Origin of the sequence: Pseudomonas sp. BP8, from assembly GCF_017875955.1 — a bacterium.
GTDB lineage: Bacteria > Pseudomonadota > Gammaproteobacteria > Pseudomonadales > Pseudomonadaceae > Aquipseudomonas.
Genome location: NZ_JAGINK010000001.1, coordinates 2,877,367 through 2,900,785, shown reverse-complemented (window position 1 = coordinate 2,900,785; position 23,419 = coordinate 2,877,367). Strand labels below are relative to the sequence as shown.

25 protein-coding genes are annotated in these 23,419 nt (G+C 58.0%); 18 read left to right on the top strand and 7 right to left on the bottom strand.

Annotated features, from left to right (window positions below):
- The first annotated feature begins 54 nt into the window (after positions 1–54).
- The 11 genes from J3B00_RS12690 (at position 55) to J3B00_RS12640 (ending at position 10,862) form a co-directional block, all read left to right on the top strand.
- Positions 55–2,268: a TonB-dependent siderophore receptor gene (locus J3B00_RS12690; RefSeq protein WP_348635945.1), complete on the top strand. Its 2,214-nt coding sequence runs from the start codon at positions 55–57 to the stop codon at positions 2,266–2,268.
- A 130-nt stretch (positions 2,269–2,398) separates the two neighbouring features.
- Positions 2,399–2,632, top strand: a complete 234-nt coding sequence (locus J3B00_RS12685; protein ID WP_209867838.1) for a hypothetical protein — start codon at positions 2,399–2,401, stop codon at positions 2,630–2,632.
- 114 nt (positions 2,633–2,746) lie between these two features.
- Positions 2,747–3,043, top strand: coding sequence for a DUF3144 domain-containing protein (locus J3B00_RS12680; protein ID WP_209867837.1), 297 nt, complete (start codon positions 2,747–2,749; stop codon positions 3,041–3,043).
- 333 nt (positions 3,044–3,376) lie between these two features.
- A complete protein-coding gene (locus tag J3B00_RS12675) occupies positions 3,377–4,093 on the top strand; it encodes a class I SAM-dependent methyltransferase (RefSeq protein WP_209867836.1) in 717 nt (238 codons plus the stop codon).
- Between the two features lie 185 nt (positions 4,094–4,278).
- On the top strand, positions 4,279–5,268 hold the full coding sequence (locus J3B00_RS12670; protein ID WP_209867835.1) for an aldo/keto reductase: 990 nt from the start codon (positions 4,279–4,281) through the stop codon (positions 5,266–5,268).
- Positions 5,265–5,855, top strand: coding sequence for a flavodoxin (locus J3B00_RS12665; RefSeq protein ID WP_209867834.1), 591 nt, complete (start codon positions 5,265–5,267; stop codon positions 5,853–5,855). The genes J3B00_RS12670 and J3B00_RS12665 overlap by 4 nt, the downstream gene beginning before the upstream one ends.
- Before the next feature lie 106 nt (positions 5,856–5,961).
- Positions 5,962–6,429: a cupin domain-containing protein gene (locus tag J3B00_RS12660; protein WP_209867833.1), complete on the top strand. Its 468-nt coding sequence runs from the start codon at positions 5,962–5,964 to the stop codon at positions 6,427–6,429.
- 229 nt (positions 6,430–6,658) lie between these two features.
- Complete coding sequence (locus J3B00_RS12655; protein WP_209867832.1) at positions 6,659–7,432, top strand: carboxymuconolactone decarboxylase family protein; 774 nt, start codon at positions 6,659–6,661, stop codon at positions 7,430–7,432.
- A 28-nt stretch (positions 7,433–7,460) separates the two neighbouring features.
- Positions 7,461–8,513, top strand: coding sequence for an alpha/beta hydrolase (locus J3B00_RS12650; RefSeq protein WP_209867831.1), 1,053 nt, complete (start codon positions 7,461–7,463; stop codon positions 8,511–8,513).
- An 81-nt stretch (positions 8,514–8,594) separates the two neighbouring features.
- Positions 8,595–9,488 (top strand): LysR family transcriptional regulator, encoded by an 894-nt coding sequence (locus J3B00_RS12645; protein WP_209867830.1) that lies wholly within the window; start codon positions 8,595–8,597, stop codon positions 9,486–9,488.
- A 441-nt stretch (positions 9,489–9,929) separates the two neighbouring features.
- Positions 9,930–10,862 (top strand): hypothetical protein, encoded by a 933-nt coding sequence (locus J3B00_RS12640; protein WP_209867829.1) that lies wholly within the window; start codon positions 9,930–9,932, stop codon positions 10,860–10,862.
- Between the two features lie 381 nt (positions 10,863–11,243).
- Here J3B00_RS12640 and J3B00_RS12635 read toward each other — a convergent pair whose 3' ends face one another.
- On the bottom strand, positions 11,244–12,137 hold the full coding sequence (locus J3B00_RS12635; RefSeq protein ID WP_209867828.1) for an AraC family transcriptional regulator: 894 nt from the start codon (positions 12,135–12,137) through the stop codon (positions 11,244–11,246).
- Positions 12,138–12,276: 139 nt separating this feature from the next.
- Here J3B00_RS12635 and J3B00_RS12630 point away from each other — a divergent pair, with 139 nt between their 5' ends.
- From J3B00_RS12630 to J3B00_RS12615, 4 genes are all read left to right on the top strand, one after another.
- The gene (locus J3B00_RS12630) at positions 12,277–13,020 is read left to right on the top strand and encodes an SDR family oxidoreductase (protein ID WP_209867827.1); all 744 of its coding nucleotides are present in this window, start codon (positions 12,277–12,279) and stop codon (positions 13,018–13,020) included.
- Between the two features lie 14 nt (positions 13,021–13,034).
- Positions 13,035–13,436, top strand: coding sequence for a VOC family protein (locus J3B00_RS12625; RefSeq protein ID WP_209867826.1), 402 nt, complete (start codon positions 13,035–13,037; stop codon positions 13,434–13,436).
- Positions 13,433–14,410 (top strand): saccharopine dehydrogenase NADP-binding domain-containing protein, encoded by a 978-nt coding sequence (locus J3B00_RS12620; protein ID WP_209867825.1) that lies wholly within the window; start codon positions 13,433–13,435, stop codon positions 14,408–14,410. Before J3B00_RS12625 ends, J3B00_RS12620 begins: the two co-directional genes overlap by 4 nt.
- 321 nt (positions 14,411–14,731) lie before the next feature.
- The gene (locus tag J3B00_RS12615) at positions 14,732–14,944 is read left to right on the top strand and encodes a hypothetical protein (protein WP_209867824.1); all 213 of its coding nucleotides are present in this window, start codon (positions 14,732–14,734) and stop codon (positions 14,942–14,944) included.
- Positions 14,945–15,011: 67 nt separating this feature from the next.
- Here J3B00_RS12615 and trbK read toward each other — a convergent pair whose 3' ends face one another.
- The 4 genes from trbK to J3B00_RS12595 form a co-directional block, all read right to left on the bottom strand.
- Positions 15,012–15,257 carry an entry exclusion lipoprotein TrbK gene (trbK, locus tag J3B00_RS12610; protein WP_209867823.1) on the bottom strand — a complete coding sequence of 82 codons (246 nt, stop codon included), beginning with the start codon at positions 15,255–15,257 and terminating at the stop codon, positions 15,012–15,014.
- A gap of 280 nt (positions 15,258–15,537) precedes the next feature.
- Positions 15,538–15,936, bottom strand: coding sequence for a hypothetical protein (locus J3B00_RS12605; protein ID WP_209867822.1), 399 nt, complete (start codon positions 15,934–15,936; stop codon positions 15,538–15,540).
- A gap of 194 nt (positions 15,937–16,130) precedes the next feature.
- Positions 16,131–16,592, bottom strand: a complete 462-nt coding sequence (locus J3B00_RS12600; RefSeq protein ID WP_209867821.1) for an NUDIX domain-containing protein — start codon at positions 16,590–16,592, stop codon at positions 16,131–16,133.
- A 328-nt stretch (positions 16,593–16,920) separates the two neighbouring features.
- Complete coding sequence (locus J3B00_RS12595; protein WP_209867820.1) at positions 16,921–17,241, bottom strand: hypothetical protein; 321 nt, start codon at positions 17,239–17,241, stop codon at positions 16,921–16,923.
- Positions 17,242–17,421: 180 nt separating this feature from the next.
- Between J3B00_RS12595 and J3B00_RS12590 the strand changes: the two genes are divergently transcribed.
- Positions 17,422–17,799, top strand: a complete 378-nt coding sequence (locus tag J3B00_RS12590) for a heme-binding protein (RefSeq protein WP_209867819.1) — start codon at positions 17,422–17,424, stop codon at positions 17,797–17,799.
- 103 nt (positions 17,800–17,902) lie between these two features.
- On the opposite strand, the gene J3B00_RS12585 is transcribed toward J3B00_RS12590, so the two are convergent.
- Positions 17,903–18,592 carry a B3/4 domain-containing protein gene (locus J3B00_RS12585; protein ID WP_209867818.1) on the bottom strand — a complete coding sequence of 230 codons (690 nt, stop codon included), beginning with the start codon at positions 18,590–18,592 and terminating at the stop codon, positions 17,903–17,905.
- Between the two features lie 403 nt (positions 18,593–18,995).
- On the opposite strand from J3B00_RS12585, the gene J3B00_RS12580 reads away from it, so the two are divergent.
- Both J3B00_RS12580 and J3B00_RS12575 read left to right on the top strand, forming a co-directional pair.
- A complete protein-coding gene (locus J3B00_RS12580) occupies positions 18,996–19,325 on the top strand; it encodes a hypothetical protein (protein ID WP_209867817.1) in 330 nt (109 codons plus the stop codon).
- 358 nt (positions 19,326–19,683) lie between these two features.
- Positions 19,684–22,095 carry a TonB-dependent receptor gene (locus J3B00_RS12575; protein ID WP_209867816.1) on the top strand — a complete coding sequence of 804 codons (2,412 nt, stop codon included), beginning with the start codon at positions 19,684–19,686 and terminating at the stop codon, positions 22,093–22,095.
- Between the two features lie 182 nt (positions 22,096–22,277).
- Here the strand turns inward: J3B00_RS12575 and J3B00_RS12570 are convergent, their stop codons facing one another.
- The gene (locus J3B00_RS12570; RefSeq protein WP_209867815.1) at positions 22,278–23,264 is read right to left on the bottom strand and encodes a hypothetical protein; all 987 of its coding nucleotides are present in this window, start codon (positions 23,262–23,264) and stop codon (positions 22,278–22,280) included.
- Positions 23,265–23,419 lie beyond the last annotated feature (155 nt).

Genomic DNA, 23,419 nt, shown 5'->3' with positions numbered 1-23,419 from the left:
GCTTACCAATAAATACACACAACCTCTGTCATTCACTCCTGTGGAGTCATCCGCGTGTCCAACCGTCCCAACTTCATTCAACCGTCCGCTGCTTTCCCACTGCCTTCGCTGCAACTGCATCCGCTGGCCCACGCCGTGCTTATCGGCCTGGCGTTGGCTGGCTGCGCGCTGTCGTCATCCCATGCGCGCGCCGAGGACGCACAACCCGCGGCGGCAGAGCTGGCGGCAACCCTGATCGATGCTCAAGCTCCCGTTACCGACCCTCTGCCACCGGTTTATGCCGGCGGCCAGGTCGCGACCGGCGGCCGCGTTGGGCTGCTGGGCAACAAGGACTTCATGGAGACCCCGTTCAGCACCGTCAGCTACACCGATACCTACATTCAAGACCTGCAAGCGAAGGACATCAGCAGTGTCATCGCCGCCACCGACCCCGCCGTATTCAGCAATGGCCTGAAGGGCACCTACAGCGAGAACTACTCGATCCGCGGCTTCCAGACCAGCGTTAGCGACATGACCGTCGATGGCCTGTTCGGGATGGCGCCCTACTACCGCGCCTCACCCGAGATGTACGAGCGAATCGAAGTACTCAAAGGCCCGTCGGCACTGCTCAACGGCATGCCGCCCGGTGGCTCGGTGGGCGGTATCGTCAACCTCATCCCCAAGCGCGCCGGTGATACGCCGCTGACCCGCCTGACGGGCACCTATTCCTCCGACGCCCAGTTTGGCGGGCATGTCGACGTCGGCCGGCGCTTCGGCGAAGGCAACCAGTTCGGCGTGCGCTTCAACGGCATGTACCGCGACGGTGACACCGCTATCGACGACCAGCGCCAGCGCAATGTGCTGTCCTCACTGGCGCTTGACTGGCGCGGCGAACGTGCGCGGGTTTCGCTAGACCTGTTCGACACCGACGACCATATCCGCGGGCAAAACCGTGGTATGGGCCTGGCAAGTGGCGTGGCCGTGCCCAGCCCGCCCAAGTCCGACACCCTGCTCAACCCTGACTGGGCCTATGTCGAAACAAAGGACAAGGGCGTCATCTTGCGTGCCGATTATGAGCTGACCGACCAGTTGCTGGCCTACGGCGCGGTGGGTACCAGCAAGACCGACTATCAATACAGCGGCGCGCTGACGGCCACGGTGAACAACAACGCTGGCGATTTCACCACCGCGATGGGCCAGTTGCAGATGCAGATTCACAAGACCTCCGCCGAAGTGGGGTTGCGGGGCCATTTCGATACCTTTGGCGTGGGCCATCAATGGACGGTCAACGCGACTCAGTACAGCGACACGCAAAAGGACTTCGGCCGTCGGGCAACAGGCTCCAACTGGACGACCAACATCTACCACCCCTCCTGGGGCCCGAAGGTCTCCGAGGCCTGGCCACAGATCGCCCATAGTGAAAGCGACCTGAAAAGCTACGGCATCGCCGACACCTTGTCGGTGCTCGACGAGCGCCTGCAGTTGACCCTCGGTGTACGTCGGCAAGAGGTGGTCACCGACACCTACAACGTCAGTACCGGCGCACGCAACAAACCCGGCTACGATACCCACGCCACTACCCCCGCCGGCGCCATTCTGTTCCGGCTGACCGACCAGCTCTCGGTGTACGCCAACTACATCGAAGGCCTGAGCAAGGGCGTCTCGGCGCCGATTACCGCAGCCAACTTCGGCGAAGTGTTTGCCCCGTACAAATCCAAGCAGAAGGAAATCGGCCTGAAGCTCGACCTGGGTACCTTCAGTCACACCCTGGCGCTCTATGAAATCAAGCGGCCGAGCAGTTACACCGACCCGGTCACCAATGTCTTTTCATTTGGCGGTGAGCAACGCAACCGGGGCGTGGAATGGAGCTTCTTCGGCGCGCCGCTGCCGGATGTACGCCTGATGGGTGGCGTGGCCTACGTCAAACCCGAGCTGACCAAGACCGAAAGCGGCGACAACGACGGCAAGATCGCCACCGCCTACCCCAAGCTGCAGGGCAAGCTGGGCATGGAGTGGGATGTTCCGCAACTGAACGGTGTGACGCTGACCGGTAATGTCACCTCCCAGTCCAAGCAGTACATCAGTGCCGACAACAGCCTGTCGATTCCTGGTTACACCATCTTCGACGTCGGTGCGCGGATGACCACGCACGTCGCCAGTAAACCGGTGACGTTACGCGCCAACATTTCCAACCTGACCGACAAGGACTATTGGGGAGTACCTCTGACCCAGACGCTGGGGCTGGGTGCACCGCGGACGTATGAGTTGTCGGCTACGGTGGACTTCTGACAGCGCAGTAATCGGCCTGCGTTCGTCTGATCAACGGTCGCTGAGGTGTGCAGTTCCGGGATATTACTCAATACTCTGGATAGTTCACTCAGCGCCAGCTACTTTGAGGTTTCACTCGAGGAGTGCGGACATGGCCGATAAATATGTTGGGAAAATAGTTGGAGTTGGCACAGATAATCTGCAATACGCCATTAATATCTATCAGGATGAAACTGTTGAGCGTTCGCCACACGGCATGGTTCGCCATGAAGGTCTGAAGCATTACGAGATGCAGTCTGGCGGTGCTGTCACGAGGATTTCCGAATCTGAGTACGAGATTGTGGCGACGGGCGTCAGGGTCACTGTGCAAGCGGGTGACAACTGATCCTCTCGTGTGAGCATTTGAAATCCTCGCTGACCGAGGCCCTGCCTGTGGCATCCTTGTCGCGGTTCCAGTGACGCAGCGCATAACTCGAATTTGGCGATGAGGTACAACGTAATGAATCAACCTTCCGATCAAGCCTTTTACGACCGGGCGGATGCACATATTGATCTGGCCAACCAGCAACTCGAGCAGCGTGAAGGGCACGGCAAGGTGAGCGCATCCATGACGTTTGCGGCCACCCGCTTCAGCGCTTGGATAACCGCTCGCAACTTCAAGTCGCAGGCGGAAATGGCTGAAGCACGGGAAGAGATTATCAAGTACTACTGCGAGCAATACCGGATGATGCTTGAAGACAATCTAGACGAGCATATTCAGAATTTTGACCAGTACGTACTCGGTAAGCAGGGCTGACCGGCCGCAAGTACAGCCGCCTCTAGGCTGGTAATTGACGACAACCATTTCCTGCTATTCCTGCGGGCGCTGCGCATTATCTGCGGGAGATCACCTAACCCTGTAGGAGCGGGCTTGCCCCGCGAAACCGGCGAAGCCGGTGCCATCCACCACGGTGGCCGGTCCGGCCTCTTCGCGGGGCAAGCCCGCTCCTACAAGGTTCTGCCCTTGCCGCAAAGCCTCAACTACACCCTCTCCTGTATTCCTACCAGGAATGAAATCTATAAAAACTATAGATTTCAGTAATCCGCATATTTGCCCTAGGCTGGCCGCTCTGATGAAAAGGAGACCGTCATGCCGCAAGAGCCCCCTCTGTCCGTGTCGAAGTTTGATCATTCCCGTGCCGCTGAATATGCCATTCAAAGTCGCATCGCCCTGGCGGGCTACGATGCCTGTCACGAGTTGAGTGGCTGCGTGCTGTCTGCCAGCTTGCCTGCAGACACCCCCGCAACGGTACTGATTGCCGGCATCGGTGGCACTGCTCAAGAGGTCATAGCACTGGCTACCCTGCGGCCGAACTGGAGGTTCATCGGCGTCGACCCCGCTTCTGCCATGCTCGACGCCGCAGCGGCGAACCTGGATGCCTGCGGGCTTCGAGATAAGGTGCAGTTGCATCAGGGCACGGTAGCAGAGCTTGCGGCTGAACCATGCTTTGATGCTGCTACCTTGATCGGTGTGCTTCATCACGTGCCCGGAACCGAAGCCAAGCAACAGCTTCTGCATTCGCTGCGCGATCGACTGAAGCCAGGGGCGCCGCTAGTAGTGGCATGTAATCACTATCGATATGCCGATGAGCCATTGCGCCTGAAAGCCTGGGCAGAGCGCTGGCGACAACAGGGGGCGTCTGAGGACGAAGTGAGGGCCAAGCTTGCCAAGATTCTGCAGGGAGCGGATCCGCCGGTTTCTGAAGAAGCGGTGCTCGAGCTGCTGCGGGGATCTGGATTTGGCGAAAGTCAGCGGTTCTTCAGCAGTTTGTTCTGGGGAGCTTGGGTGACATTCAGGCAGGCCTGAGGGAGCGTTAGGCCTTTTGCTGAGCATTTGCCCAGGGCGTCCAGGCGTCCATGAGGATGCAGTCGCCACCTCCCGTTTTCTTGGACTGATGAGCAAGCCTCATGAGCCCTTGCCGATTTAACCGTCTAGTTCCCACTCGATAGCTCGCTTACTGTTCTTCCAACGCCATATGTCGGGAGAGCCAAATGCACAAGCGCACACTCGGAAAGAGTTCACTCGAAGTATCAGCCCTGGGTTTGGGTTGCATGGGATTGAGCCATGGCTACGGCCCGGCGACTGATACACAACAAGCCATTGCGCTGATCCGATCGGCGGTTGACCGAGGCGTTACGTTCTTCGATACCGCCGAGGTTTATGGCCCTTACCTGAATGAACAAGTGGTCGGCGAAGCGCTGGCACCAGTGCGCGATCAAGTGGTCATCGCCACCAAGTTCGGCTTCACCTTCGGCGACGACAATAAACAGCAAATTCTCAACAGCCGCCCTGAGCACATCCGGGTCGCCGTCGAGGGTTCGTTGCGTCGACTGAAGACCGATTATATCGATCTGCTTTACCAGCACCGCGTCGATCCGGACGTGCCGATCGAGGACGTCGCCGGGGTGGTGAAGGACTTGATTGGCGAAGGCAAGGTCAAGCACTTCGGCTTGTCAGAGGCCGGTGCGCAGACCATTCGCCGTGCGCACGCGGTGCAGCCGGTCACAGCGCTGCAAAGCGAATACTCGCTGTGGTGGCGCGAACCTGAGCAGGAAGTTCTGCCGACGCTTTGGGAGTTGGGCATCGGCCTAGTGCCGTTCAGCCCATTGGGCAAAGGCTTTCTCACCGGCACGGTATCGGCGCAGACCACTTACGGCAGCGACGATTTCCGCAGCATCGTCCCGCGTTTTAACCCGTCGGCGTTGCAAGCCAATCAGGGCCTAGTGGTGTTGATCCGTCAGATCGCCGCGCAGAAACAAGCCACACCCGCACAGATCGCGCTGGCCTGGCTGCTCGCGCAGGCGCCGTGGATTGTGCCGATTCCGGGGACGACCAAACTGCATCGTCTGGAAGAGAACCTCGGTGGCGCTGACCTCACGCTCGACGCCGCCGAACTCAAAGCAATCGATGCCGCACTGGCGCACATCCGCATTGAAGGCGAACGCTATCCCGAAGCCCTCAAGGCGCGTGTCGGTCGATGAGCAACGATCACGATCCGCTGCGGCGCACGGTGATTGCCGCACTGGCCAGCGCCCCCCTGCTGTCGCTCGCCAACACGCAAGGCGCCCGTGAAGTACCGCGCTCAGGCTCGCGGATTCTGGTCGCGTACTTCTCGCGCTCGGGCAATACCCGCGTGGTCGCCGGGCTGATTCAGCGTGGACTGGGTGCCGATCTCTTCGAGATTCGCCCTGCCAACGCCTACCCCGAGGACTATTTGCAAACAGTGGAGCAGGCGCGTCAGGAGCGTGACAGCGGCTTCGAACCCGAACTGCAAAACAAGGTTCACACCCTCAGCGACTACGACACGATCTATCTCGGTTTTCCGATCTGGGGTGAAACCGCCCCGCCGATCGTGCGCGCCTTTCTCAGCGCCCACGACCTGACCGGCAAGACCCTCATTTCCTTCAACACCCACGGCGGTTATGGCTTGGGCAGCAGCCGCAGCGTGCTGCTCAAGCACGCGCCGAAGGCAAAGGTTCTGGAAGGTTTTGTGATGGAGAGTGAGCAGGAGCGCAAGACCATGGAACGCGTGAACGGCTGGCTGAGCGATCACCCCCTCACGTGTTAAAAAGAACCTGGGCGCCGTCGAGCTGCGAAGATCACAGGACTCTGATTCCTGCCCAAACGCGGCGCGCTGTGCGCCGCCACTGTCACGTCTGGCCGGAGTTGACTCGATGAACCGATTGATCGCACCACTCGTTGCTTTGTCATTCATGGCGGCAGAATCCCAGGCCGCCAGCGAAATCCGCGTTACGCCAAACGGCTCACAGGCCTCGGTAAAGGGCGCGGCGCAGAACTTTACCGGTACCGTGCGCGTTGATGGCCTGTTCAAGGGCGAGCTGCCGGCGCGCGTCGCCGGCGGCACGGTAACCTTCGAACCTGGCGCACGCACGGCGTGGCACACCCATCCGCTGGGGCAAACGCTAATCGTCACCGCAGGCGTCGGCTACGTGCAGCAAGAGGGCGGCCCGCGACAGGAAATCCAACCGGGCGACACGGTCTGGATTCCACCGCACACCCGTCACTGGCATGGCGCCACGGCCAGCAACGGCATGACCCACATCGCCATCGCTGAAGCCGAGGACGGCAAGACCGTCACCTGGGCGGAACAGGTTTCGGAGGCGCAATACGCCGGCCAATGAAGTTACGGCATGTGTCGAAGGTGCTCGCCCGGCACCTTTGTCGTAAACCGTCATCCGACCTAAAGGCCCCGCAGCAGCGCGTTCGCGCCGCTATTGCAGCGGTCATGGCACTGTCGACTCATGAGTTCTGCTCAGAAGTCCATGCGCAATTTCGGGGTTAATCGAGACAACCATCCTCCGTACGATCCAGCGGCACCGCAGTGACCCACAAGCGATGGAGCCTCTCACGATGACCACTGACGCACGCAACAGCACTGCCCTCCCCGCCCTCATGGCACTCTGTCTGGGTGTTGGGGCGATGTTCAGCGTTACCACTCAAGCCGCCGAGGCATCGCAGACCATGGCCAGCACGCCCGCCAGCACAGCTACCTTGTCGCGCCAACAACAAGCGATTCCCCTGATCGCCGCGTTCATGGCCACCAGCGACATGCCCAACCTCAACAACGCGCTCAATCAAGGGCTCGATGCCGGCCTGACCATCAGCGAAACCCGGGAAATCCTGATGCAGCTATACGCCTATGTGGGCTTCCCGCGCAGCCTGAACGCCTTGAACGAGCTGATGACGGTGGTGCAGACGCGCAAACAGCGCGGTATCGAAGACGCCCCGGGGCGTGAACCGAGCCGGGCGATTCCGATCGGGGATGAGCTGCTGGCCGCCGGCACCGCGAATCAAACCAGAATCTCCGGCGCCCCGGTCAAAGGCCCGGTGTTCGAGTTTGCTCCGGTGATCAACCGGTTCCTGCAAACCCACCTGTTCGGCGACATCTTCGAGCGCGACAACCTCGACTGGCAAAGCCGCGAACTGGCGACCGTCGGGGCGCTGGCGGCAACCCCTGGGGTCGAGCCGCAATTGCGCTCGCACATGGCGGCGAGCTTGCGCGTCGGTCTGAGCACGGCGCAGTTGCACCAGGTCACGGAACTGCTGAAGAAACACAGCGATGCGCAGACGGCGGAACGTGCCAATACCGCGTTGACCCAGGCCCTCGTGGCTTCGGGGAAATGACATGAAATCTGTTATCCAGGAGCTTCACGTGAAAAACACTGTCAAAGCCACGTTCATGTCGGCCTTGCTCGGCCTCTCGGCGGGCGAAGCCTTGGCCGCCGATTACAAAAAGAACCCGTTCACCCTCGCCTACGACGGCGCGATCAGCAAGAACGAACCGGGCAAGGTCAACATCCATCCGGTCAGCTACAAGCTCAACGGTCTGGATATCGCCGCCAACGTATATACCCCGGCTAACTATGACGCGAAGAAGACCTACCCGACCGTGGTCGTTGCACACCCCAATGGCGGCGTGAAAGAACAAGTCGCCGGTCTGTACGCACAACGCCTGGCCGAACAGGGCTACATCACCATCACTGCCGATGCGGCGTATCAGGGAGCCAGCGGTGGTCAGCCGCGCAGCATCGATAAACCGGCGTATCGCATCGAAGACATTCACGGCATGGCCGACTTCATCAGCCAGTTTGCCGGCGTCGATGACAAGCGTCTGGGCCTGCTCGGCATCTGTGGTGGCGGTGGTTATTCGTTGGCGGCAGCGCAAACCGACAAACGCTTCAAATCGCTGGCAACGGTGAGCATGTTCAACTCAGGAAGGGTACGCCGCAACGGCTACAACGACTCGCAAATGGACAGCATTGCGCAACGCCTGCAACAGGCGTCAGCAGCTCGCGCGCAAGAAGCGGCCGGCGGCGCGGTGCAGTATTCGGGCGATGCCAATCTCACCGACGAGCAGATTGCCAAACTGCCCTTCGAGCTTTATCGCCAAGGTTATGAGTACTACTGGAAGAGCCACGCGCACCCGAACTCGACCTTCAAATACACCACCAGCAGCCTGATCGACTTGATGCGTTTCGACGCCACTGACCACATCGAGCTAATTGACCAACCGTTGTTGATGATCGCCGGCAGCAAAGCCGACAGCCTGTACATGACCCAGGACGCCTTCCCCAAAGCCAGCGGCACCAGCGACAAGGAAGTGTTTATCATCGACGGAGCGACGCACATCGAAACCTATTGGGTGCCGCGTTATGTCGATACCGCGATTGGCAAGCTGACCGCGTTTTACGCCCGCACCTTGTAACCAACCCTCTTGGAGGTCGCGCATGCGTGTGCAACCTGCTTTCATGGATTAATCCCGCGCCCTCATGAAAGGCTCTCATCAATGTCCCGCGCTAATCTTAACGACCTGCAAGCCTTCGTGGTCATCACCCGCGAAGGCAGTTTCACCCGCGCGGCCGCCCAGCTTGGCGTCTCGCAGTCGGCGCTGAGCCACACCATGCGCGCGCTGGAAAGCCGACTGGGCGTGCGCCTGCTGACGCGTACCACGCGCAGCGTTTCGCCGACCGAGGCGGGTCAGCGGCTGTATCAATCGATGGCGCCGCGGTTCGATGAAATCGAACTCGAACTGGCCGCTGTCAGCGAGTTTCGTGACACCCCGGCAGGCAATGTGCGGATTCAAGCATCCGAACATGCCGCCAACAATATTCTGTGGCCCAAGCTTTTAAAGGTGCTTCCCGACTATCCGGACATCAAAGTCGAAATCACCGTCGACTACGCCCTCTCCGACATCGTCGCGCAACGCTATGACGCCGGTGTACGCCTGGGAGACCAAGTGGCCAAGGACATGATCGCCGTGCCTATCGGGCCACCCTTGCGCATTGCGGTCGTAGGCTCACCCGAGTATTTCAAACAGCGGCCAGTGCCGAAGGAGCCCGGTGATCTGGCCGCGCAAAATTGCATCAATCTGCGCCTACCCACCCATGGCAGCCTGATGCAATGGGATTTTGAAAAGGATGGTCACGAACTGAAGGCCCGGGTCGAGGGACAATGGACGTTCAATAGCAGCGTGCCGATTCTGCGTGCGGCCGTGGCCGGATGTGGCTTGGGTTTCCTGCCGGAGGACATGGTGGCGAAGGAGCTAGCCGAGGGTAGCCTTGTGCGGGTGTTGGAGGATTGGTGCCAACCCTTTGCCGGTTACCATCTCTACTACCCCAATCGGCGTGAACACTCATCAGCATTTGGCGTTGTAGTTGAAGCGTTACTCTACAAGTGCTGAGTCATCGACCTTCAAGGTATCTGAATTTTACCTGCCCCAAAAACCCGCTAATCAACCTGGTCGTCCCCGTAAACGCAAAATAAAGCCTAGGTTCGGGGGCTTTTCGCCATAGCGTGAAACGTCTTGAAACGAAGGCCAGGAAGGGCCAGAACCGCCGGGCACACCCCTCGAAATAGATGCAGTTGAATGACGCCTGTATCAGTGCCTATTCATTCGCCAGTGAAACTTACAAAACACCTAGCTCGAATATTCTAACTACTAAGTACTCAACTACGATATTACCCACAGCGCCGCGACACCCGCACTATTAGAGTTATTCCAAATCAATATATCGAGTCGTTTACATTCCTCCTGTGTACGCTAGTCTTCCCCCTGCCCTGGGACGGTCTGTAGTTGCAGGCGTATCAGTGCATTTCTACTCTTACATCAAGGAAGACGATAATGGGACGAAGCAGAAGCCTGGAAAAAATGCTGGCCGAAGAAAAACGCAACAAAGAGCGTCTTGACGAAATATCCAGAGAACTGGACAGCCAACTGAAAGACACTGACCAAGCCTTGCGCCAGCAAGCAAAAAGCTTTTATCAGAACGACGGTAGAAACTGGAAGTACAGTGAATATCTCTCTGGCCGACAATCTGACTTCCAGCTGGAGGACTCCTGGTCGCTGGACAACCTCTCCTCGATCATCGACAAGATTTCCTCCGCGGTCGTCGGCACCGTCACCGGCAATATTACCAACGTGCCCGAGGGGACGAGCGTTGCTCCCGACGCCGAGAAGATCAACAAGACCGGCGACCTGACAACCGACACGCGCCTGCTGGTAGCCACCAACTGCTTCAACCTGCTTTCGGGCATCGTCAACTCGTTCGGCAGCATCAGCAAGGTTCAGGTGCACACAGGCTCCAGCACCATTCCGATTGGCCAGGGGCTGCGTATTTTTGCCACCGTCGCCACAAACGTGAGCCAGCAGCGTTCGTTCTTCAACAACAAGATCCTCTGCACTTACCGATATGCCTATTTCGTCCCCTATTCGCTCGACGAGTTCCACCAGCAGGCTGAACGCACACTCGTCGCTCAATACGAACGAACACTCAATACACTGAACAAGGCGTCACAACAGAATGACGACAAGTTTGCCAATGACACCATCGACCTTGACCAATATCTGGAGACGGCAGACAAACTGGAAGCCCGGACCCTGGAAGTTATTCGAAAAATTGAACAATTGAAAAAGCAGGATGGGGATCTCAAGGGGATCGCAGAGCTGCACATGCGGCAAAGCGCCTTCCTTGTCGGACGCAAGATTGAACTGGCACGGACCAAAAATCTGGCGACCCGTTTCGACAAGTTGCTTTCAACACTGAAGTCCGCATGATCTGACTCGATCGAGGTAAAGGCCAGCCTCACCCTAGCTCTGGCCAGGCAACACGAAAACAGCCAAGGAAGCGCAGTGACGGGTTGTGAATGAGCATTCCGAGGCTGTTTTCAACACAGCATCACCAAGTATCAAGGCTTTTCGTACAGCGTCTAGTCACGTCGAATGCAAACGGCTGGTCAGCATCGATGGAAGTCAGCGGGCAGTGCCGGGCAACTTCCTATTCTGTCTCACGAAGTTCAAGTAGGCACCTGCTGGGCGTTCCTTGAACGATGCATTGAAGCTGGTCAGGCAGGGTGAAACCTGGCGCATTCAGCACATCGTGGTGGACAATGTCTGGCGGACGGGAGATCCCGCAGTCCTCGCCGGTATTTGATCTGATCAGGCCCTTGAAACTTTACTCTCGTGCTGAATGCGCGCAGCGTCTCGTGAGGGCGGTAGGCCGAAGACTTTTGCGTAATCTCGGCTGAACTGGGTGCTGCTTTCATACCCGACTTCAAAGGCAGCCGCAGTGACGCTTCTGGCGTTGGCAACCATAAGGGTGCGAGCCTGAAGCAGGCGTACACGCTTCTGATATTGCAAAGGGCTCAGTGTGGTTACCGCCTTGAAGTGTCGGTGAAATGCCGAAACGCTCATCGCTGCTTTCTCTGCCATATGTTCTACCCGAATAGATTCGGCGAAGTCGCGGCGGATCCACTGAATGGCCTGATTGACGCGGGCCATCGCAGAGTCCGGCGCGGCGATTTCACGCAGCATCCAGCCGTGAGGGCCTTGGAGTACACGGTAGAGGATCTCGCGTTCGTATGCGGGCGCCAGGGCGGCGATACTTTGCGGGTCACCCATCAAGCGCAGCAGGCGCACCCAAGCGTCCATCAACTGAGGCGTGACCGGCGCTACTGAAAAACCCGGATCTTGGTCATGGCGATCAGCCGGAAGAGGTAGGTCGGCCAGCAGCGTGGTTAGCGCCACCGGGTCGAGCGTCAGGCTTACCGCGAGATAAGGCTCTCCGGTCGACGCCGGATGAACTGTGCCCACGGCGGGCAGCTCGATGGACATCACGAAGTACGTCGCCGGGTCATAGTGCAACGTCTGCTCCCCGACGGTCATGGTTTTACTGCCCTGGAGAATCAGGTTGATCATCGGCTCGTAGACGGCGGCCAGCATGTGCTCGGGAATCTCACCCTGCACCATGGCTACCCTGGGGATTCCTGTCTCAGTGCGCCGATTTTCAGCACTTGAGGTCAGGGCTCGCAGTTCATTCAATTGTGTGCTCATGGGCTGGATCCTGCCCGGCTCGTTTGGGACTTGGCAAGCAAAAAGCAGAAACAGGCAGGTTTCGAGTAGGAATGGCCACGTTCTGGATTGCCGGGGACTCTACTGTGGAGGCTCAAGTCATCGACACGGGAAGTGCACCATGGGCGTCATCGTTATCACCGGAGGCAGTCGCGGCATCGGCGCCAGCGCTGCTCTCCATATTGCCGAACGGGGGATGGGCGTCATCCTTACCTACAACCAGAATCCTGATGCAGCTCACCAGATCGTCCGGCAAATCGAGGCCGCTGGCGGCAAGGCGGTTGCGCTGCGGCTGGACGTGAGTAACACCTCAAGCTTTGCTGCATTTCGTGATGCCGTGGTCTCCGCTCTGGAAATTACCTGGGGCACAAACACGCTGGCAGGTCTGGTAAACAACGCAGGCTACGGTCTGTTCAACCCGCTGGAGTCAGTCAGCGAGGAGCAATTCGACGGTCTGTTCGCAGTGCACCTCAAGGGGCCTTTCTTCCTCACTCAAACGCTGCTGCCGCTACTTGAAGATGGCGCGAGCATCGTCAACCTGACCAGTGCCACAACACGCGTCGCGACAGCAGGGGTCGCGCCGTATGCGGCCTTTAAAGGCGGTCTCGAAGTGCTGACCCGCTACATGGCGAAAGAATTTTGTGAGCGCGGTATTCGTGCCAATGCGGTTTCGCCTGGTGCCATTCGTACTGAACTGGGGGGCGGTTTGAACGATGAGTTTGAAGCCATGCTGGCCGGTCAGACAGCACTGGGCCGGGTGGGCGAGCCGCAAGACGTCGCTCGTGTTATTGCGATGCTGCTCTCTCAGGAAAGCGCCTGGATCAACGCGCAAACCATCGAAGTCGCAGGCGGCTACATCATCTGAATCATGGAGGCTCCATGCTCGATCATATTTTTCTCTCGGTAAGCGACATCAAGCGCTCGATACACTTTTATGAGGCAGCACTGACGCCGCTTGGCATCACGGCGCGTCTGGATTACGACGGCAAGGACGGGCCTCCTGGTCATCCTGACCTCAAGGGCTTTGGCGCCCATGGCCGAATGTTCTTCTGGCTGCGCGAAGGGGTGGTGGAGGGACAGGCGGTGCACGTAGGTTTCGTCGCCAATAGCCGTGCCGATGTCGATGTCGCCTATGCAGCGGCAATCGCCCAAGGGGCAACAGACAATGGCCCTCCCGGCGCACGTCTGCATTACGACCCGAACTACTACGCGGCCAATGTCCTCGACCCGGACGGCTATAGCCTCGAATTCGTTTACAAGAACTGGCAGCACGCCCAATGAAAACTCTGATGATTTATGGTGCGACCGGCTACACCGGACGCATGGCCGCGCAGCACGCCAAAGCGGTGGGCCTGGATCTGATTCTGGCAGGCCGTAGCGCTGACCGACTGGCGCCTCTGGCCGCCGAACTGGAGCTGCCCTTTCGCGTATTTGGCGCTGAAGGTGTGACGGCAGACGCATTGGACGGTATCAGCGTGCTGCTGAATTTCGCCGGGCCATTCGCATATACCGCAGAGCCTTTGATGCGCGCCTGTATCGAGACAGGGGTGGACTACCTCGACATCACCGCAGAGATCAACGTTTACCGGCTGGCCGAGTCATTGAATCTCGAAGCTGCGCAAGCGGGTGTCATGTTGTTGCCTGGCGTTGGCTGGGACGTGGTGCCGACCGACTGCCTGGCTCTGCATGTCGCAGCCAGGGTTGAACAACCCCAATCGTTGAACTTGGCGCTGCAAGTGGCAGGCCCCATGTCTCGCGGCTCGGCATCAAGCGTGAGTGAGATCATCGGCGCAGGGGTTCTGGCGCGTATTGAAGGGAAACTCGTGGCAGCCCCCGACCAGCCTCCCCGCGAGTTTGATTTTGGCGCTGGCCCAAAGCTGTGTGTGCCATTGTCATTCGGGGATCTGGTGACGGGCTGGCGCTCCACTGGTATCCCTAACATAGCCGTGTACGTGCACATCCCGGATGCCGCCTTTCCCGAGGGCGACCTCTCGCTATTGCCGGAAGGCCCGAGTGAAGAGCAGCGTCTGGCGCATCGAGCATTGGCCGTGGCCGAGGTCGTGGATGCAGATAGCAGTGTGGCCCGCTCGGTGATCGAGACCGTCAACGGGTACACCTACACAGCGCTGGCGGCGGTTGAGGCGGCTCGCCGAGTGCTGAGCGGGGAACGGCGCGCAGGTTTTGAAACCCCGGCACACCTGCTGGGCGTCGCTTTCGCCGAAACCGTTGCCGGTACAACAATCACCGATTTCTAGCCAGAGTTGGGCAGCCAAGTGAATGCTGCCCTGACGTGATTAATCGAAAAACAACGACTAAGGGGCGACTGTGGGCGATCAGGCGTTGGGTGATAAGTGTCATCGCGCCCGCTTAAAATATGCGGCCACCATCGCCCTTAATGCTGGACTTTGGAAGGTGAGTTAGCCGGACGCTTACCTTCATTCGAGCAATGGGTCGAATGGAGTCAGTTGCGGCTGACCGCATTCGACCCATAGGATACCCCCAAGGTAACGGACAGACGCTTTTGTGAGCCGAAGGAGTTTTGCTATAAAAGCCGGCCATCTCAAAGGAATGAACCTATGACAACCAAATCTGTAATTTTTCTCACCGCTGCGCTTATTTCAGGTTTCGCCATGGCGGTCGGTGAGGCTGATTATTCAGTGTCAGAAGAGCATTGCACTTCTGAGTACTGGGAGAAGCTACCAGATGGCACAAATACGGAAGATCTAATCGATAAGCGCGATGATCTGGAGCCATCCGAGAACGGCGGTTCTGGACAAAAGGTCCGCTGAGCGCGATCCGAACGATAAGAAGCCCGTAGGCTCCTTTTTGGCCGAGGTGGCTTGTCAGGCTAGATTCTCAGAAATTATCTTCTGGGCTTTTCTTCAATTCCCAATCGGTCATTTTCTTCGCGGCAAGGAAACTCTTGCAGTTTGCGATGAACTCATTACGGTTCGACTCTTTCGATAAGCTCGCCAGATTCTTTTCGTACATCTCCGGAGCACAGTTGTCTGCTGTCGGCTCGGGCATTTTTTCCTCCGAGCAAGCTGCCAAAATCATGGCCAATCCCATGGCTGCACCCAGCCGAGCCAATTTGATAGCCATATTTTGATCCTTCGGTCATTGCGTTTAGCGTGGTAATGGCTCCCTCGAGCCCGGCGGTAGCCTAAAGCGTGGGGGCGCGAAACGTAAGCTTTGACCATCTCCCTCGCCATACACCAACGGCCGTCGACTCCGCTACGCCCTGATACATACCGTCCAGCTTTCGCAATAAGATTGGCTGACCGCTATGGGTCGAAAGCAGTCGGTCGCGACTGATCGCTATCGACCCAAGAGGGAAGTGCGTATTTCGTGATCACCAGATGCGACTACTGTGGCATCGATTTCAGCCATAGATCGATGTGCTCTGATAACCCGACTGGATGAACGGGAAAACGGCTGCAAATTCCGTACGAACACTCGGGTTTTGATGCAATGCCTGTAACGCTCGGGCCTTATCTACGGATTCATATACCTCGCGGCCACGGAGGTACGCAATGCCATAAATCGCATCGCTTTCCTCGGCTGAAAATGTTCGGCTAGGGCTAAAACCCAATGCTTCATAAACGTGGAAGCGCGGAGCGTCAAAAGTAGTCAGATCTAGTAAGTAGTCGGGATGGGCTGCCCCTGACCCTACAACATCAGCCGCCCACATTTGTAGCTCCAGGGTACTGATCGCGTTGCTCAGATAGCAATTCACTACGAAGGTAATGGTCGTAGGGTTTTCTCGCGTAAGCCCAGTCATGATCATCCTCTCCATTGCGCTTATGCCCATTCATTATCCGGATGGATAATTTGCAATTCCCAGTCCAGTGCAGGGCTATTTTTCGGACGCTTTTGCTTGTAGGTGAACGTCCGTTTCGGGTCGAAAGCGGTCGTCCACGAATGGCTGCTTTCGACCCAGCGTGTGTAAAAAAGCAGACAGACTCGCGGTGACGGTTACGCATCCGGTTCGAAGACACCTGCATCCACGAGCATCTCAACTAGTGCCTCTGGCCATACCGTTTCTCCAGTAGATCTCAGCTCGGGAGCGGACCACCAGTGATGATCTGCCATGACCTGAGTCTCGTGTAAGGTCCATTCGGAGCTGGAAAGGACAAGATTTTCTGCGTGCACAACGAAATATTGCTCAACTGCCAATACCGTCTCGCCGCTGGGCAGGAGCATTGCAAACCTGCGATCTGCCACAGGCCCTACAACTTTGTTGACCTCAATACCGGTCTCCTCACGCAGTTCACGTAGTGCCGCGGCGTGAAATGTTTCTCCATCCTCAAGGCCACCGCCAGGGGTGGCCCAGTAATTTCTCCCAGCCAAGGCACCGTCTTTGTGAAGAAATTTGAAAAGCAGGACATCTCGAGAGGGGCTTATAACTAGTAATCGTGCTGCCTTTCGCTCACGCATTTAACGTATCTCTTCCCTAAATTTTATGATGTGGCGTGCAGTCCTGATTGCCCGCGAAGAGGCCGGTACAGCCATCGTGGTGTATGGCACCGGCTTCGCCCGTGTTCGCGGGGCAAGCCCGCTCCTACAGGATACGCACCGCATGTACGGGCTTTGTTCTCCTCGCGACAGCATGGCCCGAAAGCTATGGGTCGATAGCTGCCAGGCGTACCGGCCGACCTTCGCCCCGCTCACATACGAGCGGGCTTGCCCTAGGACACGGGCGAAACCCGTTTTCTCCGGGAGACCAGCAGGTAACACGCACCGTCCGCAAGAAGGTGCGTTGCAGTCATGGCGCCTTCTTGGCTGCGAGGGATGCGGCGAACTTCTTTCTCGATTGCTGCTGCCGGTAATAGCCCACAGCATGTGAGCCCGCTGCCCAGACGAATGCAATTACAGAGATGACCAGCCAGCCAGTGGAAGCCATTGCGTTGAAGAAGCCAGCAAAAATGGGCTTCGGCCAGTAGTTGACGACCGCCACGCTTAACCAGGGCGCGAAGATGATGTAAAGGATCGGCGTCCAAAAACCCCAAAACAGGATGTCACCAATAACGCGGAAACCTTCTGCGCCGCCGTGTGCGCCTGGCGGTAACTTTTCTTTTTTTGCCATGAGTGCTCCTGCTTATTAACTGGGCGCAAAGCGCGCCATTTCCGTTGTACCAGTGACGTCACAATATTCCGCTCAGGTCACGTGCGAGGCACCGCTGAGGAAGTCGCCAAGCTGCGCTAACGCTTTTTACTTACGCGCCCGGCTTGACGGGCGCTTTTGCTCTATCGTCAGGAGAACCTCATGCCCGTACGATTCCTGCTGTCCGCCGTGCTCGCCCTAAGCGTTGCCGGTGCCACCGAGGCCGCTGAAAAGGCTGCGTTGCCCTCGATCAAACAACTGGACCTGGCCGCCGCCGAGCATATCGTCCAAGCCGCCGATCAGTACGCCAAGCAACAGGGCTGGGTAGGGTCGATCGCCGTGGTTGACAACGCCGGCTACCCCATTGTGGTGCGCCGCATGGATGGCGCCTCCGCGATCAGCGCGGAGCTTGCCATGCGCAAGGCCCCGATCACGGTAGAGGGCAAGGTAATTGGTGCGGTAGGTGTGAGTACAGCAGTCGGAGCACACGATGATCCGATTGCTGTGGCGGGCGCACACGCAGTGGACAGCGCACGCTAACGGTTGTGGTGGTCTGACTGACGGCTACGCTATCGGTTGGACCACTCGCTTTGACTCACCTAGCCTCCCGACTTTCAGCCGAAGTCACTGCCACCTTGCCCTGTCAGTAGAACTCAATCATCTGCTTTTCAATGCGGGCACCTGGCATCATTTGCTTCAGGCATTGCATCAGTTCATCGCCAGAGGCTTGAAATGCATCCAGTGGCATTGCAGGCAGGCTTTCCAAGACAAACCACATCTGTTTTGCATTCGAATCCAGGCGCGTTCTAACGCCCTGTCGCCAATTCCAGCGGCGACAGGTAACCCCTATCTCATCTCGCCAGATGACTTCACCTTTTTCAGGATGCTCGGTGGCTGGGAAGCCTGCTTTGATCGTGTCAAACAGTTCCGTGCCATTCGCTACGGTCAGGCGTGGAGGTCCGGAATACGCGGCGTAGTTCTCTCCGCCGATTGGAACGGCAAACTCAAGGCTGATGGCGTTGTAAAGATCAACAATCGGGTCGATGCTGGGTAACGAGCCATCACGTAAAACGCGCTTACGCAGCGCTTCAGCAGAACAAGGCGTACGCTGAGGTTTGGCGCCGAACACTTTAAAGGCTTCTGCCCATGCCGCCAGATGAGCGTGCGCCCAGCTTGGATTACCCGCTACCACAGACGCGCATGCTCTGGTTAGCGCTTGACCGGCAATTTCAGGGTTGGTTATGGGAGCCGCCTCAACGGCAATGCTGAGAGCACGAAAACCTGGAGCCATTTCAGCAATCTGCGGATCCAGCACGGGAAGAACAACGCCCATTAAAAGCCTCCAATGTTTTCCTTCAGGATAAGCAGCACTTCTACCCGTGCCTGTAACTCGGTATTCATGAACAATCCCAAGAAAAATAGTCGGTTAGGCGCGATTCAGGGAACCATTCTTGCCAGATTGCATCATAAGACCCAACGATTTTAGGTGATGGCACATTAGTTCTTCTTATTTATGCGAATAGCGTTCAGCTACGACCGGCAATATGCGCCCTCTGGCTACGTTCAAATCAGCTAGCCAAGTGGCAGCTGTAACAGGCGGTTTTGCCCTGTCCGGCCCGTTGTATAATCCCGCGGCGCAATCCGCACCCCATGCAGTTGCCCATGTATACCAAGCGGCCGCCAGCTTCATGCTGGGGCCGCCAAATCCCATGAAAACCAACCGATAAGGAAATCCCGTGCGTAAATTCAAACTCGTGCTTGCCGCATTGCCATTCTTTGTACTGGCAGGCTGCGGCAACGACGCCCTTGAAGGTACCTACGAATCAACCACCACTGTAATGGGCTTCAAAGGCCCCATGCAGAAATGGGAGTTCTCCAAGGACTACATCAGCACCAACGGCAGCAAGATCAAAGTTGACGAGTGGGAGCGCAAGGATGATGTGGTGACTGCGCGCAACAAGGACGGCGTGGCGCTGATCAATGTTCGCGTGTTCGATGGCGGCAAGCGCCTCGAAGCCATTGGCGGCAGCGACATGGCCAAGAATGAGTTCGTGCGAGTGGATTGATCTGCCTGTCCGATTGCGTCACGACGGGCTGCTTGGCAGTTCATTGAAATCCAAGGTCGGCAAAGCACTGCCGGCTAGCGATTATTCAGGGGGCGCTGTGCGCCCCTTTCGCATTCTAAGACGCTTCTATTATTACCTTCCAGAACGCCCTGTTCCCTTTATCAGCGCTTCTAAACCCGAAATAGCGCGAGCATCCCCCTAGGCCTCACCGTCGTGACCTAGCCTGCAAAACCGAATACCTAATTTGACAACTTCGATAGAAAACCTACAAGATCGCGCCGCTTTATGCGAAGGATTATCAGTAGCATTACGCTCAGCATTGGAATTGCGAGCTTTTTTATCGAACAGGAGTCAATGGATGTCCGCTTGTTTTCCCTCCCCTGCCTTTAGCATTCGTCAAACCGCGCTGGCGATTAGCCTCTCCAGCTCGATGCTGACCGGTGCCAATGCATGGGCCGCGCCTATCAGCTACAGCATCCCGGCGGGATCTCTAGCAACTGTCGTCAACCAGTTCGCCACGGCGAGCGGGGTGATTGTCAGCTTGAGCAGTGAAGATACCGCAGGACTAAATAGCCAGGGGTTGCGAGGCAATTACGAGCTGGAGCAGGGTCTTGCACAACTGCTGCAAGGCAGTGGGTTGAGCGTGCAACACGTCGCAGACAAGCGCTACATTCTGGCTCAGTCCGGCCATGAGACGGCGATGGAACTAGGTGCAACCACGGTTTCCAGCGTGCAGCTGGGAGCCACTAGCGAAGGCACTGGCAGTTACACCACAGGCTCGGCCAACACCGCTACCGGGCTGCGCCTCTCTGCACGCGAAACGCCGCAATCGGTCAGTGTGGTAACTCGCCAGCAGATTGAAGATCAGAACCTCACGGAAGTCGCCCAAGTACTTGAGCAGACGCCGGGGGTTGTGGTTGACAGCATGGGACCAGCAGGTAGCGACGCCAACCATATCTATGTGCGCGGCTTCGAGGTAGGCAGCATCCAGGTCGATGGCATCAACCGGCCTGACAGCTTCGGATCCCGCGACGACCTGGCCGACATGGTGACCTACGACCGGGTCGAGGTGGTACGCGGGGCCACCGGGCTGATGTCGGGCACCGGCGACCCCGGTGCCACCGTTAACCTGATTCGCAAGAAACCGACGTTCGATACACAACGTAAGCTGACATTGAAAGCAGGTTCGTGGGACAACTACCGCACTGAACTGGACGTGTCTGGCAAGTTGTCAGACAGCGGCAATGTACGTGGGCGTTTCGTCGCATCGAATACCGACAGCCAAAGCTACATCGACCGTCAGTCCCTGGAAAAGCAAGCGGCCTACGGCGTTCTGGAATGGGATATCACCGATGACACGATGCTGACCGTGGGCGCGGAATATCAGGAGATGGACAGCGACGGCGCAGGCAACCATGGTTTCCCGATGTTCAATACTGACGGCAGTCACTTCAGCCCTTCCCGCTCGTTCAACTCCGCATCGGACTGGAGCTATCACAAGCGTCGAACCAAGACCGTATTCACCACCCTGGATCACGACCTGGCCAACGGCTGGCATCTGAAATTCAATGCTGAGCACAGTCGCCGCAGCTACGATGACGCATTTGCCACTGCCGCCAGCGGCACCGTCAACCCCGATGGCAGCGGCATTGGCACCTGGACTGGCCGCTGGGCCGGGGAGCCCCGGCAAACCTCGTTCGACTTCTCGGCTACCAGCCCGTTCGAGCTGTTATCCCGAGAGCACCAGCTCTACCTGGGGGCCAGTCACTACAATGCCTACTACCGTAACGACGGCTACCCGCTGTGGTCGTTCCAGGACATTGACAACATCTACACCTGGGACGGTTCGCTGGCGATCCCGGATGCCATTCATACCAAGTCGTCGGAAGATGCGCTGGATGAGACCCAGGACGGGCTGGTGGCTTCAGCGCGCTGGAGTTTGGCCGACGACCTGTCGCTGATTACCGGGGCACGGGTAATCGACTGGAAACGTGATGAAGTATCCACCACGCTCTCAAGTGGCGATACCAGCCGTACTTCACGCAGCGAAACAGGGGTTGTCACTCCTTACCTCGGCCTGGTTTATGACCTCAACGAAAACTGGTCGGCCTATGCCAGCTACACCACTATCTTCAAACCGCAGAGCAACAAGGATGTCAGTGGCCGTTACCTTGACCCGCTAGAGGGTGTCAACTACGAGCTGGGCCTCAAAAGCGAGTTCTGGGACAAGCGACTGACCACTGCATTCAGTGTATTCGAAGTACATCAGGACAATTTGGCAGTGGCCGACGGCAGCAACCTGGCCCCGGACGGCAATCAGGCATACCGGGCAGAGTCTGGTACCAAGACCCGTGGTTTCGAAATGGAAATGGCAGGTGAGATCCTGCCCGACTGGCAGGTATCGGCCAGCTATACGTATGCCGTCAGCAAAGACTCGGAAGGCGACCGCCTGAACACCGAAGTGCCGCGAGATACGCTGAAACTATTCACCAGCTATCGAGTGCAGTCCCTGCCACAGTTGAAAGTGGGGGGTGGTGTGCGCTGGCAGGGTAAGGAGTACTACAAGGGTGCCGGACCTAACGACGAGACCTTTACCCAAGATCCGTACAGCGTGGTGGATTTGATGGCGCAGTATGCGTTCACACCACAAACCAGCGTCTCGCTGAACCTCAACAATGTGTTTGACGAGCGCTACTACACAGCGATTGGCTCACGTGGATGGTACGGAACGCCGCGTAGTGCAACGGCTACGTTGGTTTACGCGTTCTAACTGCCAGCCCTCTCAAGGTCTTGGCGTTACCTCCAGACTTCATCATGAGGCCAGCAATGCTGGGGGCGCTACGCGCCCCTTTCGCGACACAAGGCCGCTCCTACAAACACAGTGCCAGTCTTGAGGCATGCGCGGACTCAGTGGGAGCGGCCTTGCGTCGCGAAATCAGGCATACACAGCACTCACGCAGCGGCCACCCGACGCTGACGTGACGACAGCGCGAAACGGCCTACCGCAAAGCTCAAAGCAGCACCGATCAGCAGTGTCACCAAGGTGCCCCACGCCGCTTTCGATACGTTGCTGGCGGCGATCTGCGCGGCTTCACGGGTCTGCTGCTCGGCCTGCGCTTTGAGCACCTTTACTTGCTCAGCGGCTTGTTGGTAAGCACGGGCGTAGTTATCGACCACCTGCTGGGCCTCCTGCTGGCTCTTGCCGGTGCGCGCGGCCACGATGTTGACCAAGGCTTCCTTGTCTGCGGCGCTCAGGGCCGGTTCACCGGCCTTGCGTACCCGCTCGAACCATTGCTTGAGCTGGTCAATCGCCTGGGTAGGGTCCTCGGCCGCTATACGGCCCGCCGACTCACCTTGCACCTGGGCTTGATCGGCCTTCTGCTCCAGGGTCGAGGGATTCAGATCAGCCTTGCCGGACTGCTCCAGCGTCTTGTTCAACTCCCCTTCCAGGTTGTCCCAATCCAGCGAGATGCCATTCTTGTTCAGTTGCTCTTTGATGCCTTGGCTTACGCTGGGTGCGGCGGCAGCAACGCCGTCGGCGGCAAGTGACAGGCCCTTGCCGGCAATGCTGCCAGCGGTGCCAACCACGCTACCGGCCAACGAAGCCAACAGCCAGGTGGCTAACAGTGTGGTCACCGTCCAGCTCAACAGACCGTGCAAACCTCCGCGGGTGGGAGCAGTACGGCCAGCGACCCAGGCACCCGCCGCTACCGAGAGCAGAGTGCTGATGAACAACCACAGCCCCGCACCCGTACCGAACCCGCGCAGCGGGTTACCTTCGGCCATAGGGTCTACGGCACCGGCGCCGATGGCCGTCCCCAACACACTGAGGACAAGGTAGCTGGCCAAGGCAATGGCGCCGCCTGCGAACACGGCACTCCAGGATACCCGCAGCGGGCTGAGCACATTCGCTGGGGAGGTTACGTACGATTCAGTCATCTATGCATCCTCGTGATTTAAGAACCGAAAGCACCAGCAAACCAAGCCTCTGGTGCAACGTCTGGGCCAGTTTGCAGGTCGTACACAAGGATGTATTGGCGCATCTGCACCTGATCGGTTAGTGCATTCGCACCAATCATGGACTGCCTGCAGCC

Excerpts from the sequence above, each read along its gene's own strand:
- J3B00_RS12685 (WP_209867838.1), top strand. The coding sequence starts at position 2,399 with ATGGCCGATAAATATGTTGGGAAAATAGTTGGAGTTGGCACAGATAAT.
- J3B00_RS12680 (WP_209867837.1), top strand. The coding sequence starts at position 2,747 with ATGAATCAACCTTCCGATCAAGCCTTTTACGACCGGGCGGATGCACAT.
- J3B00_RS12675 (WP_209867836.1), top strand. The coding sequence starts at position 3,377 with ATGCCGCAAGAGCCCCCTCTGTCCGTGTCGAAGTTTGATCATTCCCGT.
- J3B00_RS12670 (WP_209867835.1), top strand. The coding sequence starts at position 4,279 with ATGCACAAGCGCACACTCGGAAAGAGTTCACTCGAAGTATCAGCCCTG.
- J3B00_RS12665 (WP_209867834.1), top strand. The coding sequence starts at position 5,265 with ATGAGCAACGATCACGATCCGCTGCGGCGCACGGTGATTGCCGCACTG.
- J3B00_RS12660 (WP_209867833.1), top strand. The coding sequence starts at position 5,962 with ATGAACCGATTGATCGCACCACTCGTTGCTTTGTCATTCATGGCGGCA.
- J3B00_RS12655 (WP_209867832.1), top strand. The coding sequence starts at position 6,659 with ATGACCACTGACGCACGCAACAGCACTGCCCTCCCCGCCCTCATGGCA.
- J3B00_RS12645 (WP_209867830.1), top strand. The coding sequence starts at position 8,595 with ATGTCCCGCGCTAATCTTAACGACCTGCAAGCCTTCGTGGTCATCACC.
- J3B00_RS12640 (WP_209867829.1), top strand. The coding sequence starts at position 9,930 with ATGGGACGAAGCAGAAGCCTGGAAAAAATGCTGGCCGAAGAAAAACGC.
- J3B00_RS12635 (WP_209867828.1), bottom strand. The coding sequence starts at position 12,137 with ATGAGCACACAATTGAATGAACTGCGAGCCCTGACCTCAAGTGCTGAA.
- J3B00_RS12630 (WP_209867827.1), top strand. The coding sequence starts at position 12,277 with ATGGGCGTCATCGTTATCACCGGAGGCAGTCGCGGCATCGGCGCCAGC.
- J3B00_RS12625 (WP_209867826.1), top strand. The coding sequence starts at position 13,035 with ATGCTCGATCATATTTTTCTCTCGGTAAGCGACATCAAGCGCTCGATA.
- J3B00_RS12620 (WP_209867825.1), top strand. The coding sequence starts at position 13,433 with ATGAAAACTCTGATGATTTATGGTGCGACCGGCTACACCGGACGCATG.
- J3B00_RS12615 (WP_209867824.1), top strand. The coding sequence starts at position 14,732 with ATGACAACCAAATCTGTAATTTTTCTCACCGCTGCGCTTATTTCAGGT.
- trbK (WP_209867823.1), bottom strand. The coding sequence starts at position 15,257 with ATGGCTATCAAATTGGCTCGGCTGGGTGCAGCCATGGGATTGGCCATG.
- J3B00_RS12605 (WP_209867822.1), bottom strand. The coding sequence starts at position 15,936 with ATGACTGGGCTTACGCGAGAAAACCCTACGACCATTACCTTCGTAGTG.
- J3B00_RS12600 (WP_209867821.1), bottom strand. The coding sequence starts at position 16,592 with ATGCGTGAGCGAAAGGCAGCACGATTACTAGTTATAAGCCCCTCTCGA.
- J3B00_RS12595 (WP_209867820.1), bottom strand. The coding sequence starts at position 17,241 with ATGGCAAAAAAAGAAAAGTTACCGCCAGGCGCACACGGCGGCGCAGAA.
- J3B00_RS12590 (WP_209867819.1), top strand. The coding sequence starts at position 17,422 with ATGCCCGTACGATTCCTGCTGTCCGCCGTGCTCGCCCTAAGCGTTGCC.
- J3B00_RS12585 (WP_209867818.1), bottom strand. The coding sequence starts at position 18,592 with ATGGGCGTTGTTCTTCCCGTGCTGGATCCGCAGATTGCTGAAATGGCT.
- J3B00_RS12575 (WP_209867816.1), top strand. The coding sequence starts at position 19,684 with ATGTCCGCTTGTTTTCCCTCCCCTGCCTTTAGCATTCGTCAAACCGCG.
- J3B00_RS12570 (WP_209867815.1), bottom strand. The coding sequence starts at position 23,264 with ATGACTGAATCGTACGTAACCTCCCCAGCGAATGTGCTCAGCCCGCTG.